We start from the raw sequence: 14,342 nt of genomic DNA, 5'->3' as shown, positions 1-14,342 counted from the left end.
GCGTGACGGGTTTCGCTCTTCCTTCCTGACGCGCTCCGCTACAGCGGGCGGACCTGCTGCACCAGCGTGTTCAGGTCGCGCCAGCGCTCCTTGTTCGTCTCGGGGATCGAGGCCATGAGCATGGCGGGCTTGGTCTTGCCCACCTCGATCACCGTCACCATGGCCTGCGCCTCCTGCTCCTTGCCGCCGACGGTGTAGGTGACCTTGTAGCCGAGCGTCCAGCCCTTGCCGACCGGGATCTTCTGCGAGGCGGTCCACTCGTCCAGCTTCGCGCCCTCCGGGTACTGGGTGCGGATCGTCCAGCGGGCCGCCTGGGTGGCGATCTCCCGGTAGTCGGCGTTCGAGCTGGGCTTCTTCTCCGGCGACTCGCCCGGGTACATCGCGGAGGCGATCACCGTGTGCGGCACCGCGACCTTGCCGATGCGCTGCGCGATCGAGAACGGCGGGAACGACTTCGCCTTCCACGGCGAGGCCAGCCTCGGGTAGGAGATGCCGCTGTTCTTGTCGGTGATCGTGCCGGAGACGGTGGACGCCGTGCCGGACAGCGTGGCGTACTTCTTGGCGTCCGGTACGGGCGGGAGCACGATCGGGGTCTCGGTGGGGGTGGGGCTGGCCGACACCGTGGGGGTGGCCGAGACGGACGGCACGGGGGCGACGCGGACGATCTGCTCGTTCGACTGCTGGTTGGTGGGCACGTCGCCGCGGAACACGACGAAGACCAGCAGGACGGCCAGGACTGTGCCGAGGATCGCGCCTACCAGGTAGACCGCCCTGATCGGGATGTCACCGAAACGGCGGCCCCGGGGGGCGGGTGGGAGTGGGGGGACTGTGGGCAGGGGTTGCATGTACTGCTGCTGCGGCGGCTGCCCCAGCCTCAACCCGGGCCCCTGCACTGACCCCTGCACTGACCCCTGCACCGGGCCCGGCATCGGCCCTGGGACGGGCGCCGGCCCCTGCCCCGCTCCGGGCCCCGGCCCCGGCCCCATGCCCTGCCCCACGCCCTGCGCCGGGCCCGCACCATGCGCCGGGCCCGCACCCTGGGTCGGGGCTGCGCCTTGCGCCAGCTTCGCGCTCTGCGCGCCCGCGCTCGCGGCCGGGCCCGCGCCCTGCGCCTGCTTCGCCCCTGCGCCCTGCGGCCGGCGCGTGCCGGACGGCTGCCCAGCGCCTTGCTGCTCCTGACCGGTGCCCTGCTCGGCGCCCTGCGCACCCGCGCTCGGGGCCTGGCCGGCACCCTGGCCGGTGCCCTTCCCCTGCCCAGGAGCGGCGGGCGGAGCGGAAGGCCCGCTCGGCGGCTGCCGCTTCGGGGTCGGGTTCGCCGCCGGCGCGACGACCTTGCCGGGCGACGGGGCGGCCGACTTCCCAGGCGTCTTCGCAGGAGCCTTCCCGGACGACTTCGCAGGCGTCTTGGCGGGCGTCTTGGCAGGCGTCTTCGCAGCAGCACCCTTACCCTCGGACGAACCGGCGGACTGCTCCTCACCCTCCTCCGGCGCCTTCACCGGCCCGGAAGAAGCCCCAGGCACGGCCGACCGCGAGATCCTGACCGTCTCCTCTGCTGCGGGCAGGACGACCTTGCGGAACGGGGTGGTGGGTGAATCGTAGGTGCGCCTGCGCTCGCCGTCGTCCGCCATGGCCTTGAGGTTACGTCACGACGAGGCGGGATAATTCCTCTATTCCCCCAGCAGAATCTAATTCTGTAAGGTCTGCGAACATGAGGGGTTTCTACGAGATCGCCGCCAACGACCCTGAACGCCCCGCCCTCCTCGGCGACGAGGGCACCACCTACGGACGCTTGCTCGACCGGGTCAACCGTGCCTCCCACGGCCTGACCTCGCGCGGAGTCGCACCGGGCGACTGCGTGGTGACCGTGCTGAAGAACGGGGCCGACGCCCTGACCATGATGCTGGCCACGTACCAGACAGGGGCCTACCTCGTCCCTGTCAACTGGCACTTCACCGCCGAGGAGATCGACTACATCATCGGCGACTGCGGCGCCAAGGTGGTGGTCGCGCCGGACGCCCTGACGGTGGACGAGCTGGCCGCGGGCCAGCCCGGCAGCGCGCCCGAGCACCGGCGGGCCGGGTCGATGATGCTCTACACCTCGGGCACCACCGGACGCCCGAAGGGAGTGCGGCGGCGGCTGCTGGACCTGACGCCGGAGGAGCTGTACCCGATCCTGATGCGCAAGAGCTGGCGGCACTTCGGGCTGCCCATGGGCGGGGTGCACCTGGTGTGCTCGCAGCTCTACCACTCGGCGCCGTACGGGCAGGCGATGATGGCGCTGCAGTTCGGGCACTCGATCGTGGCGCCCGAGCGGTTCGAGGCCGCCGCCGCGCTGGAGCTGATCGAGCGGCACCGGGTGACGAACGCGTTCATGGTGCCCACGATGTTCCACCGGCTGCTGGCGGTGCCGGACCGCGAGTCGTACGACCTGTCGTCCCTCACCCACCTCTACCACGGCGCCGCGCCGTGCCCGCCGGCCACCAAGCAGGCGATGATCGACTGGCTCGGGCCGGTGCTCTGGGAGTACTACGGCTCGACCGAGGCGGCGGTGGCCACCATGGTCTCCTCGCAGGAGTGGCTGGCCAAGCCGGGCACGGTCGGCAAGGCGCTGGACGGCATGTCGTTCACGATCGTGGACGAGGACGGCAACGAGGTGCCGCCCGGCTCGCCCGGCCTGGTCTACATCGGCGGGATCAACCGCTTCGAGTACCACGGCGACCCGGACAAGACGGCCGCCGCCATGCGCGGGCGCGAGTACACCCCGGGCGACATCGGCTACCTCGACGAGGACGGCTACCTGTTCCTGCTGGACCGGCGGACCGACCTGATCATCTCGGGCGGCGTCAACATCTACCCGGCCGAGATCGAGGCGGCGCTGCTCGAGCACCCCTCCGTGTCCGACGTCGCGGTGATCGGCGTGCCCGATCCCGAGTGGGGGCAGAAGGTGGTGGCGCTCGTCCAGCCGGTGGCCGGGGTCTCCGGTGGGGAGGACCTCACGGCCGACCTGCTGCGGCACTGCGCGCCCCGGCTGGCCAGGCTCAAGCACCCGCGGCTGATCGAGTACAGGGAGTCGCTGCCCCGGACGCCGACGGGCAAGCTGAGCAGGCGAAACGTCCGGGAAGCGTATCTTTCGAGCTGAGCTGGGCAGGATCTCCGCATGAGGGAGATCGTCGCGGGGCTGGCCGCCGCAGCCGTACTGGTCGCCGGCTGCGGGCCGCCGCCCACATCCACAGGCACCGCCAGCCCCACCGCACCGGCCACCGACACGGCCTCGCCGTCGGCTCCCAGCTCGCCCGCGGCCTCGCCCACCGCGTCGCCGCAGGCGCTCGAAGCGGCCTACGAGAAGGTCATCTCGGACGTCCTGCCGTCCATCGTGCAGATCAACACGAAGGTCGGGCTGGGGTCCGGCATCGTGTTCGACACCCAGGGCCACATCGTCACCAACGCGCACGTGGTCGGGCAGGCCACGCAGATGAACGTGACCATCGCCACCGGCGGGGCGCCGCGACCGGCCAAGCTGGTCAAGTCGTTCCCCGCCGGGGACCTGGCCGTGATCAAGGTGGACCGGCCCGACGGGCTCAGGCCGGCGCGGTTCGGCGACTCCTCGAAGCTGCGGGTGGGGCAGATCGTGCTGGCCATGGGCAACCCGCTGGGGCTGTCCGGCAGCGTCACGAACGGCATCGTCTCCGCGCTCGGCCGTACGGTCACCGAGCCGCAGAACCCCGACTCGCCGGGCGCCACCATCGCCGGCGCCATCCAGACCTCCGCCGCCATCAACCCGGGCAACAGCGGCGGCGCCCTCGTGGACCTCTCGGGTCACGTGATCGGCATCCCGACGCTCGCCGCCACCGATCCCGCCCTGGGCGGCGGGGCCGCGCCGGGCATCGGTTTCGCCATCCCGAGCAACACCGCCACGGACATCGCCCGCCAGATCGTCAAGGACGGCCGGGTCACCAACAGCCACCGGGCCGGCCTGGGCATCCGCGGCAGCACCGTGATCGGCTCCGACGGGCAGCCGAGCGGGGTCGGGGTGGCCAGCGTCGAGCGAGGGGGCGGCGCCGAGAAGGCCGGCATCCGCGCGGGCGACGTGATCGTCTCCCTCAACGGCGAGGACACGCCGACGATGGCCGCCCTGGCCGAGACCATCACCACGTTCAAGCCGGGCGACCGCGTCAAGGTGGGCGTGATCCGTTCGAGCGGCCGCACCGAGACGGTCACCGTGACGCTGGGGCAGCTCGCGGGCGACTAGCGGCGCGCCGGGGTCACTGCTTGGCGGTGAAGACGATCTCGACGCGCCGGTTCCTGGCCCGGTTCTGCTCCACGGGCTTGCCGTCGATCACGTTGGGCACCTTGGGGCGGCTCTCACCGTAGCCGCGCGCCTGCAGCGTCACCCCGGCCGCTGACAGCAGCCGCCGCATCTCGCTCTCGACGGCCTGCGCCCGCCGCTGCGACAGCGTGCTGTTGTACGCGTCCGTGCCCTGGTCGTCGGTGTGTCCCTCGATCTTGACGACGCCGCCGGCCGCCTCGGCCTCGACCTTGCCCGCCACCTCGGCCAGCCGCTGCCGGGCCTTGGCGGTGAGCTGCCACTTGTCCAACGCGAACAGCACGTCGCTGGTCACCGCCACCGTCACCTGCCGGCCCACCTTGCTCTCGCTCTGGGTGCCGTCCATGGACTCGACCTCGCCGACGATGTCCTCGACGGGCAGGACGAGGTCCTCGACCGCGCCGGTGGCGTCCGCGGGCGGGCTGGGAGCCGGGGTCGGCGACAGGGCGAGGGCCAGCGCGACGCTAAGAGATCGGAACATCGGTGAACACGCCGAACATCGGCATCTCGATGTTGATCTTCGTGACGTCCGCCGGCGGGGCCGCGAACACCGCGTACAGCGTGGAGGCCTCCTCCGGCTCCAGGAACTGCCCCTGCGTGCCGGAGCAGACGCACTCCGCGTCCTGGCCGGTGCCGTTGCGGGCCACCCGGTACCGCTTGGCGTTGACCGGGTCGATCAGGGAGACGGACGAGACCGTGAAGTCCAGCGGGCCGCCGCCCAGGCCGTTGTGCAGGTTGACCTTGCCTTCGGTGGCGGTGACCGTCCAGTTGAGGCTGAGCGTGCGGCCCTGGCGCCTGAGCGCGGTGACGTCCACACGCGCCTTGCCGTACATGTCGCCCGCGCCCACCTTGACCTCGCGGCTGGCGATCACCTCGGCGTCCTGCGGCGGCGCGCTGCGCGCCTGCTGTGTCTCGGGGGCCGCCGACGTGGGCGTGGCCTGCCCCTCCACCGCGGCCTGCGACTGCCGCTCCTCGCCGCCGCCGCCCTGCGCGCCCGGCAGCATGCCGCACCCTGCCAGCGCGACCGCCGCCACCGACAGCGCGAACGTCTTCCGTATCACCTGGTCACCTTCGTACTCGGGGAACGTGGCCCTCACCCTAGGGAGGCGACCTTCAGGATCCGCATAGTGCGCTATATGCGCCGACCACGCCGCCTGCCCGCCTCCCGCATGAGCCTGTCGGCCTCCGCCTTGACCTGGTCATCACCAAGGCGGTCAAACTCTTCCATACCACGCACAAGGGTCTCAACCGCCTCTTCCGTGTCGCCCAGCCGCAACGCGGCCCCCGCCGACGCCAGCCGGGCCCGGGCGGCGCTCCTGCGGTCGCCGTACGCGGTGAACGTCTCCAGCGCCGCCCGCGCCGCGCCCGCAGCTTCCCTCACGGCACCCGCCGCGTCCTCTATCTCGGCCAGGACGAGCAGCGCCACCGCCTCCGGGAGCCGGTCGCCGAGGCGGCGGTTGATGCCCAGCCGCTGGATCGCGCAGTCGCGGGCCGCGCGGTGGCGGCCGGCGGCGAGGTGCAGCCGCGCCAGGTCGAGCAGCGCCTCCGCCTCTCCGCGCAGGTCACCCAGGTCCTGGTACGCGGCCAGGCTCTCGCGCAGGGCGGCCTCGTCCGCGCGCAGGGAGCCGAGCGCCCGCAACGCGTCGGCCCGCCCCCGCCGGTCCCCCGCCTCCTCGAACACCCGCAACGCCCGTACGAACGCCCGCTCCGCCTCCAGCACCCTGGACGACCTGCGGCCCGCACCGCCATCCACCCGCGCCTCCGACGCCCCGGCCTGCCACGCCCCGCCCTCCGACACCCCACCCTTCGACGCCCCGCCCTCCGACACCCCACCCTTCGACGCCCCGCCCTCCGACACCCCGCCCTCCGACACCCCACCCTTCGACGCCCCGCCCTCCGACGCCCCGCCCTCCGACGCCCCGGCCTGCGATGCCGCGGCCTTCGACGTGCGGCTGCCCTCGGCCGCTTGGACCAGGCCGAGTCTGAGGGTGATCCTGGCCAGCTCCAGCCCGTCCACCAGCGGCTGGGCCGCGCGCAGTGCCGCGGCCGCCGCGTCCGTGCGGCCCTCCGCCCGGTGGAGGTCGGCCAGGCCGCGCAGCAGGAGCGCCTCGCCGTGGCGCTGGCCCGCCGCCCTGGCCGCGTCCAGCCCGGTCGCCGTCGTCGTGTGCCAGTCGTCGTGGTGGGCGCCCAGCTCGAACAGCGGGGTCAGGTAGAAGGCCAGCCGCCACGCGGGCTCGTACAGGCCGGCCCGGTAGAAGTCCCCGACCATCGCCACCAGGAACCGGCGCTCGGCCCCCAGCCAGCGCGCCTCCTGCCGCAACCACCCGGTCTCCAGCCCATCACCGGAGAGTACGGGCAGGTGCGCCTCGGCGCGGGCGGTGCCGGGCGGTGCGGGCAGGTGCACCTGGGTGCGGCCGGTGCCGGGTTCGGCTGGGAGGAGGGCTTCGCGGGCGTGGCGGGTGCGCTCCAGGATCTCGCCCGCCACCGCCGCCAGCACGCCGGCCGGGCCACCGTCCTCCTCGGCCAGCCGTTCGGCGGCGTACAGCCGGGTCAGGTCGTGCCAGCCGTACCGTTCCTGACCCACCTCGTCCAGCCCGCGCGACTGCAGCAGCCCGGCCTCCACCAGCGGCTCCAGGTCGGCGCCCAGCGCCCAGGGCGCGAAGTCGGGCGCGGACAGCGCACCCAGCCGGCGGAACAGCCGCCGCTCCGGGTCCGGCAGCCCGCGGTAACCGAGGGCGAGGCTGCCCCGGACGGCGAGATCGCCCGCGCTGAGCTCGTCGAGCCGGCGTCGCTCGTCGCCCAGCCGCCCCGCCAGGTGGGCGAGCGTCCAGCCCGGTTTCCTGGCCAACCGGGACCCGGCGATGCGCAGAGCCAGCGGCAGGAGACCGCAGAGCCGGACGATCCGCAGGGCGGCCTCGGGCTCGGCGCGGACGCGTTCGTGCCCGGCCACGCCGCCGAGCAGCGCCACGGCCTCGTCCTCGTCGAGCAGGCCCAGCTCGTACGCCCGCGCCGCCTCCAGCCCCGCCAGCGGCGACCGGCTCGTCACCAAGGTCAGGCTGCCGGGCCCGGTAGGCAGCAACGGGCGCACCTGGGCCTCGTCGGCGGCATCGTCCAGCAGGACGAGCAACCGCCTGCGCGCCGTCATACCCCGGTACAGCCGCACCCGGTCGTCCAGCGCGGGCGGCACCGCGCCGTCCGGGCAGCCGAGGGAACGCAGCAGGTCCTCCAGCACGGCGCCGGGCGGACGTGCGCCGAGCACGGCGTAGAGCCGGTCGTCGGGCAGACCGCCGGGCAGATCGAGCGCGGTGGCGGCGTGCACGGCGACGGCCGACTTGCCGCAGCCTGGCGGGCCGTGCAGGACCAGGTGCACGGGCGCGCCGGCGCGTCCGGCGGCCATCCGCGCGATCCAGTCGAGCACCGGCCGCCGCCCCGCGAAGTCGGAGATGTCGGGCGGCAACTCGTTGACCGACCGCACCAGAGCGGTGGGACCCGCACCGGCCGCGGGGCCTGCGCCGGGGTCGGTGCCCGTGCCGGCGTCGTCCAGTACGCGCCGGTGCGCGGCCACCAGCTCGGCCCCCGGCTCCAGCCCCAGCTCCGCCACCAACGTCCGCCGCACATCCTGATACGCGTCCAGCGCCTCCGATCGCCGCCCCGCCCGGTGCAGCGCCTCGATGAGCAGCACCCAGGCCCGCTCGCGCATCGGATGCCCCGCGACCAGCGCCCGCAGCTCGCTCACCACCTCGGCCCCCCGCCCCAGCAGCAGGTCGAGCTGCACCCGCTCCTCCACCGCGGTCAGCCGCAGCTCCTCCAGCGGCACCCCGTACGCCCGCCGCAGCACCGACGACTCGACGTCGGCCAGCGCGCTCTGCCCCCGCCACAACCCCAGCGCCGCCCTGAACCCGTCGGCCGCCTCCGCCACCCGCCCCGCCTGCCTGGCCTGCCTGGCCGCGGCGACCAGCCGTTCGAAGCGGTGGCAGTCCACGTCGTCCCGCGCCACGTCGATCAGGTAACCCCCTGGCACGGTACGGATGCCGCCGACGACCTTGCGCAGCCCGCTGACGTACACGCGCAGCACCGACTCGGCGGACGCGGGCGGCCGGTCGTCCCAGACGGCGGACAGCAGCCGCTCGACCGGCACCTGCTCGCGCGCCGACAGCAGCAGCGCGGCCAGCAACGTGCGGTGCTTGGCCGGCCCGGGCGCCTGACCGCCCTCGACGCGCAGCGGGCCGAGCACGCCGAAGCGCACGCTCACCGGCTCCCCGACCTCACGTGCCGGTCACCGGCCGGGCGGCGAAGGACTCGAAACGGACGCGGGCCTGCCGGGTGGCACCGGAAGCCGCATGCACCCCGGCCTCACCGGCACCGTACGGGGCCTCAGCGTCGGACACCTCGGCGACCAGGCTCTCGTTCAGCCACATCCGCAGCCTCACCTCGCTCCCGCGCTGCCCGCACTCCACGACCACGCGCCCGGCGGCGGCCTGCCCCGGCACGTCCGCCGGGCCGTACAGGACCCTGCCCGCGGTGCCCATGCGGCGCTTGACGATCGAGACCCGCCCCGCGCTGCTCACCCCGAACTCGTACCGGTCACCGGAGCTCGCCGAGCCGTGGCACCACACGCCGTACTCCCCTTCACCCTCCTCCAGGCTGGCCTGCGCGCTGACGATCACGCCGGACTCCGGCTCCCGGACGGGGGCCGACTTCCACAACCGCCACCCCGGCTCGACGGTCAGCTCGTAGCCGGTGCCGTCCAGGCGGGCCTCGCCGCCGCCGGACGCGCCCACGGCCCACCCGTCCGCGAACCCGGCCTCGTACGGCCAGGTCCGCGCGGTCAGACCGGGCAGAGCGGCGGCGGCCAGAGCCAGGACCAGCGCCCCGCTCCCGGCCACCACCCACGGCCACCGCCTCCTCCGCCTCCTCCGCCGGCTCACCGGCCGCTCGCCGGTCCCCGTCCACGTGCGTTCGACCACTTCGGTGGCCGTGGCCAGGCGCGTGCCGCCGACCAGCTCGGCCAGCAGTTGCTGAGCCGTGGGCCGCTGCGCCGGGTCCTTGGCCAGCGCCCGCTCCACGATCGCCCTGATGCCCTCGTCCAGCCCCTCCAGCCGCGGCTGCGCATGCGTGATCCGCCACAACGCGGCCTCGGGCGACTCCCCGCCGAACGGCAACCGTCCCGTCCCCGCGAAGGCGATCACCCCGCCCCAGGCGAACACGTCGGCGGCGGGCGTCAGCGCCTCGCCGCGCACCTGCTCGGGCGCCATGAACGCGGGCGTGCCGAGGATCGCCTGGCTGGACAGGGCGTCGTTCCCGACGAGTCGCGCGATCCCGAAGTCGATCACCCGTGGCCCCAGCGGCGAGAGCAGCACGTTGGCCGGCTTGAGGTCCCGGTGGATCACCCCGGCCCCGTGGATGGCGCTCAGCGCGGTGGCGACGCCCACGGCCAGCGCCTCCAGGTTCCCGCCCGACAGCGGCCCCTGCTCGCGCACGGCCCGCGCCAGGTCGGGCCCCTTGACGTACTCGGTGACGAGGTAGGCCACGCCCCCGTCGATCCCGGCGTCCAGCACGGGCGCGGTGCAGAACCTGGCCACCCGCCGCGCCGCCGCCACCTCGCGCTCGAAGCGCCGCAGGAACGCCGGGTCACTGGCCAGGCCGGGGTGGATGAGCTTGACCGCGGCCAGGCCGCCCGTGGGCGTGGCGGCGAGGTGCACCTCGCCCATGCCGCCGCGCCCGAGCAGGCGCCGCAGCGTGTAGCCGCCAATGACCCGGTCACCGTTCATCGCAGACACATTAGCCAGAGTCCGGATCAACCAACCGCTTGCGCCAGCCGGTAGCGGGAGGGCGGGATGCCGTACCGGTCGATGAAGGCCTGGCGCAGCGTCTCCGCCGTGCCGAACCCGCAGCGCACCGCCACCGCCGCCATCGGCAGCGAGGTGGAGGCGAGCAGGTGGGCGGCGGCCTCGGTGCGGGCCTGCCTGACGTAGCGGCCGGGCGTCTGGCCGAGGTGCTTGAGGAAGAGCCGGGTCAGGTGCCGCTCGCTGACGCCCGCCTCGACCGCCAGCGCGGCCGTGCTCAGGTCGTCGCGCAGGTGCGCCGAGATGTGTTCGAGGGTCCGCTTGACCAGGCTGTTGGCGGGCGAGGGGGCGCTGACGAACATGCTCATCTGCGCCTGGTCGCCGGGGCGTTGCAGGTAGGTGACGAGGTTCCTGGCGACGGTCCTGGCCAGCTCGGTGCCGTTGTCCTCCTCCACGAAGGCCAGCATGAGGTCCAGGGCGGCGGTGATGCCGGCGGAGGTGGCGACGTTGCCGTCCCTGATGAAGATGGGGTCGGGGTCCACGAGGACGTCGGGGTAGAGCTCGGCCATCCGCTGCGCCTGGTGCCAGTGCGTGGTGGCGCGCCGGCCGTCGAGCAGGCCGGCGGCGGCCAGCACGTACGCGCCGGTGCACACCGAGGAGACGCGGCGGCTCTCCTTGGCGAGCCGGCGGACGTGGCTGACGATCAGCGGGTTCGCGGCGGCGTCCTCGTGGCCGATCCCGCCCGCCACCACGAGCGTGTCGAGCGGCCCGGTGACCCGCTCCAGGACGAGCTGCGCGTGCAGGGTCAGCGCGGTGGCGGTGGTGATGGGGTGGCCGCCGGGGGTGGCGACGCGGTATTCGTAGTACGGCGCCGCGCCGTGCCAGTTCGCGCTCTCCAGCGTCGAGGTGATGCCGGCGATCTCGAGCAGCTCCGAAGCCTCGTAGGCCACGATCACGACCCGTCGTCGATCCATGGCCCCGACTGTAGGTGCGAAGGACGCAGAACCCAAGTTTCCGGACCTCCCCGGCCGCTTTCCTTGGCCGCCGCCGCCCGTACGGGACACAGTCGGGGCATGACGACGACGACCTCCCCCAAGACCGGGCGCCGCTGGGGCAAGTTCGCCCTCCACTACGTCGAAATGATCATCGCGATGTTCGTCGGGATGTTCGCGCTCGGCATGCTGCAGTCAGCCGTCGGCCTCGGCGTCTCCCACGCCGAACAGCCCGAGCTGTGGTACCTGTCCATGGCGCTGAACATGTCGATCGGCATGGCCGCGTGGATGCGGTTCCGCGGCCACGGCTGGGCGCCGACGCTGGAGATGTGCGCGATCATGTTCGCGCCCGCCGTCCCGCTCTTCCCCCTGCTGTGGACGGGCGTCATGGACGCCGACGGGCTCATGCTGGTCTCGCACGTGGTGATGTTCCCGCTCATGCTGGTGGCGATGCTGCGCCGCCTCGACGAGTACGCCGGGTGCGCTCATTGAGCGTCTCCCGGTTACCGGCGAGAACACGCCAGCCGCCCGCCCGCGTCGGTGATCGTCTCGCCGACGCGGCTCTCGCTCCTGCACGCGAACGAGGGCGGGAACCGCAGCCGGCGCACGTCCCCGGCGGGCGCGATGGGATTCAGGCCGCTGCGCCGGAGCTCGTCGTGGACGCGATGGGATTCAGGCCGCTGCGCCGGGGCTCGTCGTGGACGCGATGGGGGTTCAGGCCGCTTCGCGCTCGCCGTCGGCGGCGCACAGGAAGGCCGCCAGCCCCGCCAGGTCGTCGGTGTTGATGTGGTCGACGTCCGCGGCGACCAGCTCCCGCCACAGCGCGTCCCTGGCCGGCCCCGCCACGTCGGGCGTGGCCCAGAAGCGCACCCGCTGCCCGTCGCGGTGGGCGGTGGCCACGATCTGGCGCAGCTTGTCGCGCTCGGCGGCGGGCATCTCGCCCGCGCCGGTCCAGGTGAAGTGGTTCGTCCAGTTGTCGCTGATCAGCGGGATCAGCGACGGGTTGCCCTGGCCCAGGTCCGCCATGCGGCCGTCGTAGAAGGCGTAGCGCCGCTCCTGCGCGGCCATCAGCTCGCGCGGCCGGTCGCCGCTGATCACCACGGTGACCGCGCCGGGCTTGACCCTGCCCTTGTGGTAGGAGGTGAGCAGCTTGCGGTAGCCCTGGAGCACCTTGTCCAGCTCGGTGTAGGTGGCCGCGCCGTTGTTCTTGATGTCCACCAGGAGCTGGAGCTGCTGGCGGCTGCGCGGGTAGACGCCGCCGTGGCGGACGAGCCGCGCCAGCGGGTCGAGGTAGAGCGACTGCAGCGTACGGCCCGGCCGCAGGTCCTCGGGGTCGTGCCCGACGCGCAGCTCGCCGTCCACCAGGTAGATGTCGGCCTCGACGCTGGTGAAGCCGTGGTCGAGGGCGTCCAGGAGCGGGCGCTCGTGCTCGTAGTCGTTGTGCGCGTGCGCGCGGGGCAGGGGCTCGACGGCCGTCGCCGAGGCGGGGACGGCCATCAGCAGCAGCGCGCCGGCTGCGGCCAGCACGCCCAGGGTTCGACGCAACATCGCATCTCCTCAAGGGGGACGATCGAGACGCGTGTCACGGTATGCGGGGAAGATGTGACAGGAGTGACGTTCGTCTGAATTATCGGCCCCGTGCCTTGATCTTCCCCAACGTGGCCTGCCGGTCCCTGATGTCCGAGATCAGCACGTGCGCGACCAGCAGCAGCCCGAGGCAGAGCACGTCGGCGGCCCACCACGGGATCTCCGCCAGCAGCAGGTACCCCTGCCCGTCGCTCAGCGACCTGATCACCACCGTGACCACCGCCACCACGAGCGTGACCAGCCCCCAGCTCCACAACGGCGGCAGGTTGCCCTTCCTCCACAGCCGCACCCGCCAGTTCATGAACACGGCCAGCACCCCGAGCAGCGCGCAGAAGCCGATCAGCCACCAGGGCAGGGCGAAGGCGGTCTGCTCGGAGATCTGCTCGCGGGTGGTCCGCAGCTCCGCCTCGGCCTCCCGCCTGGCCTGCTCGGCGGCGGCGAGCTGCCGTTCGAGCTGGGCCACGCTGCGCTGCTGCCGAGGGGGCGAGGCGGCCTGCTCCGTCGGCAGCATCCGCGTCACCACGGTCAGCATGATCGCGACGAACGACAGCGCCAGCACGATGGCCATGAACAGGTCGATGAAACGCAGGTCGAGCGGGGGCGCGAACGACCTCGCGGCCCGCTTCCTCACTGCTCCCTCACCAGCGTGTAGCGCTGCGGCCGGCTCTCGGCGGCGGTCAGCCGCTCCACGGCGGTGCGCAGCGCGTCGAGCCCCTTCACCAGCTCCTCGGTCCTGCCGCGCGAGTGGGCCAGCTCCTGGGTCAGCCCCTGTACCTGGGACAGCTCCTTGGTCAGCCCCTGGGCCAGCTCGCGGGTGAGCCCCGCCTGTGCGGGCGCCGCCTCCTTGCCGGGCAGCCGCGCGAGGTAGATCAGGAACACCTCGTCGGCCGCTCCGACGTTGGCCCGCTCGGCCCGCTCGACCAGGGCCATCGCGCCGAACGCGAGCACGCTCAGGAACAGCGCGATCATCGTGACGCCGAAGGCGGAGGCCAGCTCGGGCAGCACGTACTGCTTGAGCGCGGCGATCAGCACGCTCGGGTCGCCCTTGCCGTCCAGCGCGTTGCCGAACGAGCCCACCATCGCGGCCATGGTCAGCGCGGTGCCGATGAAGCCGAAGACCGGCAGCGCCCAGATGAGCGCGTGGTCGAGGTGGTGCTTGTTGGTCAGCTCGCCGTCGTCCAGCGCGGAGCGGGCGCTCAGCACGGCCTCGCAGTCGCCCCCGGCCTCCGCCGCCTCCTTGAACAGCTTGAGCCGCCGTGCCACCAGCGTGTCCTCGGCCGGCCGCACCGACCCGATGTTCGCCACGGCCCGCGCCGTCGCGGCGCTCTCCCGCCGGATGTCGGGCACCGCCCTGGCGATCCTCAGCACCGTGGTCAGGAACACCGCGATGACGAGCGTGACCACCAGCTCCGCCGCCGCCGGAGCCGTCGTCGCGCCCACGAACCTCAGCAGGGCGGCCACCGCCCCGCCCACCAGCAGCACCCCGGACACCAGCAACCCCAGCAGCGGCGCGAACGCCGAGTGACGCCAGTCGTACCTTGACACGCTTCAACCCCATCCGGAACACAGGAATGTCAAAGCAACACCTAAGCACACGTAGAGCAATGATTGGTGACAGAGTGGCAGATTCGTGACTCAATGCGGCGGATTGAT

At 73.2% G+C, this 14,342-nt stretch carries 12 protein-coding genes; 3 read left to right on the top strand and 9 right to left on the bottom strand.

The genetic code is table 11. From position 1 onward, the window contains the following. Window positions 1-38: 38 nt before the first annotated feature. Window positions 39-1,628 carry a hypothetical protein gene (locus LCN96_RS07130; protein WP_225271780.1) on the bottom strand — a complete coding sequence of 530 codons (1,590 nt, stop codon included), beginning with the start codon at window positions 1,626-1,628 and terminating at the stop codon, window positions 39-41. Window positions 1,629-1,708: 80 nt separating this feature from the next. Between LCN96_RS07130 and LCN96_RS07125 the strand changes: the two genes are divergently transcribed. Together LCN96_RS07125 and LCN96_RS07120 are read left to right on the top strand one after the other, a co-directional pair. Then, the gene (locus tag LCN96_RS07125) at window positions 1,709-3,139 is read left to right on the top strand and encodes an AMP-binding protein (RefSeq protein ID WP_225271779.1); all 1,431 of its coding nucleotides are present in this window, start codon (window positions 1,709-1,711) and stop codon (window positions 3,137-3,139) included. 18 nt (window positions 3,140-3,157) lie between these two features. Continuing rightward, window positions 3,158-4,249, top strand: coding sequence for a S1C family serine protease (locus tag LCN96_RS07120; protein ID WP_225271778.1), 1,092 nt, complete (start codon window positions 3,158-3,160; stop codon window positions 4,247-4,249). 13 nt (window positions 4,250-4,262) lie between these two features. Here the strand turns inward: LCN96_RS07120 and LCN96_RS07115 are convergent, their stop codons facing one another. The 5 genes from LCN96_RS07115 to LCN96_RS07095 are packed head-to-tail and all read right to left on the bottom strand — an operon-like array spanning window position 4,263 to window position 11,084. Further along, on the bottom strand, window positions 4,263-4,805 hold the full coding sequence (locus LCN96_RS07115) for an OmpA family protein (RefSeq protein WP_225271777.1): 543 nt from the start codon (window positions 4,803-4,805) through the stop codon (window positions 4,263-4,265). Continuing rightward, the gene (locus LCN96_RS07110) at window positions 4,789-5,421 is read right to left on the bottom strand and encodes a hypothetical protein (RefSeq protein ID WP_225271776.1); all 633 of its coding nucleotides are present in this window, start codon (window positions 5,419-5,421) and stop codon (window positions 4,789-4,791) included. Before LCN96_RS07110 ends, LCN96_RS07115 begins: the two co-directional genes overlap by 17 nt. 35 nt (window positions 5,422-5,456) lie before the next feature. Continuing rightward, on the bottom strand, window positions 5,457-8,576 hold the full coding sequence (locus LCN96_RS07105; RefSeq protein ID WP_225271775.1) for an AfsR/SARP family transcriptional regulator: 3,120 nt from the start codon (window positions 8,574-8,576) through the stop codon (window positions 5,457-5,459). Window positions 8,577-8,589: 13 nt separating this feature from the next. Further along, window positions 8,590-10,095 carry a serine/threonine-protein kinase gene (locus LCN96_RS07100; RefSeq protein WP_225271774.1) on the bottom strand — a complete coding sequence of 502 codons (1,506 nt, stop codon included), beginning with the start codon at window positions 10,093-10,095 and terminating at the stop codon, window positions 8,590-8,592. Between the two features lie 26 nt (window positions 10,096-10,121). Then, window positions 10,122-11,084 carry a GlxA family transcriptional regulator gene (locus LCN96_RS07095; protein WP_225271773.1) on the bottom strand — a complete coding sequence of 321 codons (963 nt, stop codon included), beginning with the start codon at window positions 11,082-11,084 and terminating at the stop codon, window positions 10,122-10,124. Between the two features lie 99 nt (window positions 11,085-11,183). Between LCN96_RS07095 and LCN96_RS07090 the strand changes: the two genes are divergently transcribed. After that, window positions 11,184-11,594, top strand: coding sequence for a hypothetical protein (locus tag LCN96_RS07090; protein ID WP_225271772.1), 411 nt, complete (start codon window positions 11,184-11,186; stop codon window positions 11,592-11,594). 222 nt (window positions 11,595-11,816) lie between these two features. Here the strand turns inward: LCN96_RS07090 and LCN96_RS07085 are convergent, their stop codons facing one another. The 3 genes from LCN96_RS07085 to LCN96_RS07075 form a co-directional block, all read right to left on the bottom strand. Next, window positions 11,817-12,650 carry a phosphatidylinositol-specific phospholipase C/glycerophosphodiester phosphodiesterase family protein gene (locus LCN96_RS07085; protein WP_225271771.1) on the bottom strand — a complete coding sequence of 278 codons (834 nt, stop codon included), beginning with the start codon at window positions 12,648-12,650 and terminating at the stop codon, window positions 11,817-11,819. Window positions 12,651-12,729: 79 nt separating this feature from the next. Then, window positions 12,730-13,320 (bottom strand): hypothetical protein, encoded by a 591-nt coding sequence (locus LCN96_RS07080; protein ID WP_225271770.1) that lies wholly within the window; start codon window positions 13,318-13,320, stop codon window positions 12,730-12,732. Next, window positions 13,317-14,234 carry a hypothetical protein gene (locus LCN96_RS07075; protein WP_225271769.1) on the bottom strand — a complete coding sequence of 306 codons (918 nt, stop codon included), beginning with the start codon at window positions 14,232-14,234 and terminating at the stop codon, window positions 13,317-13,319. Before LCN96_RS07075 ends, LCN96_RS07080 begins: the two co-directional genes overlap by 4 nt. Window positions 14,235-14,342: the final 108 nt, after the last annotated feature.

The organism is Nonomuraea gerenzanensis, from assembly GCF_020215645.1.
GTDB classification, from domain to species: Bacteria; Actinomycetota; Actinomycetes; order Streptosporangiales; family Streptosporangiaceae; genus Nonomuraea; species Nonomuraea gerenzanensis.
The sequence above is the reverse complement of the archived record's forward strand: the minus strand, read 5'-3'. Positions and strand labels throughout refer to the sequence as shown.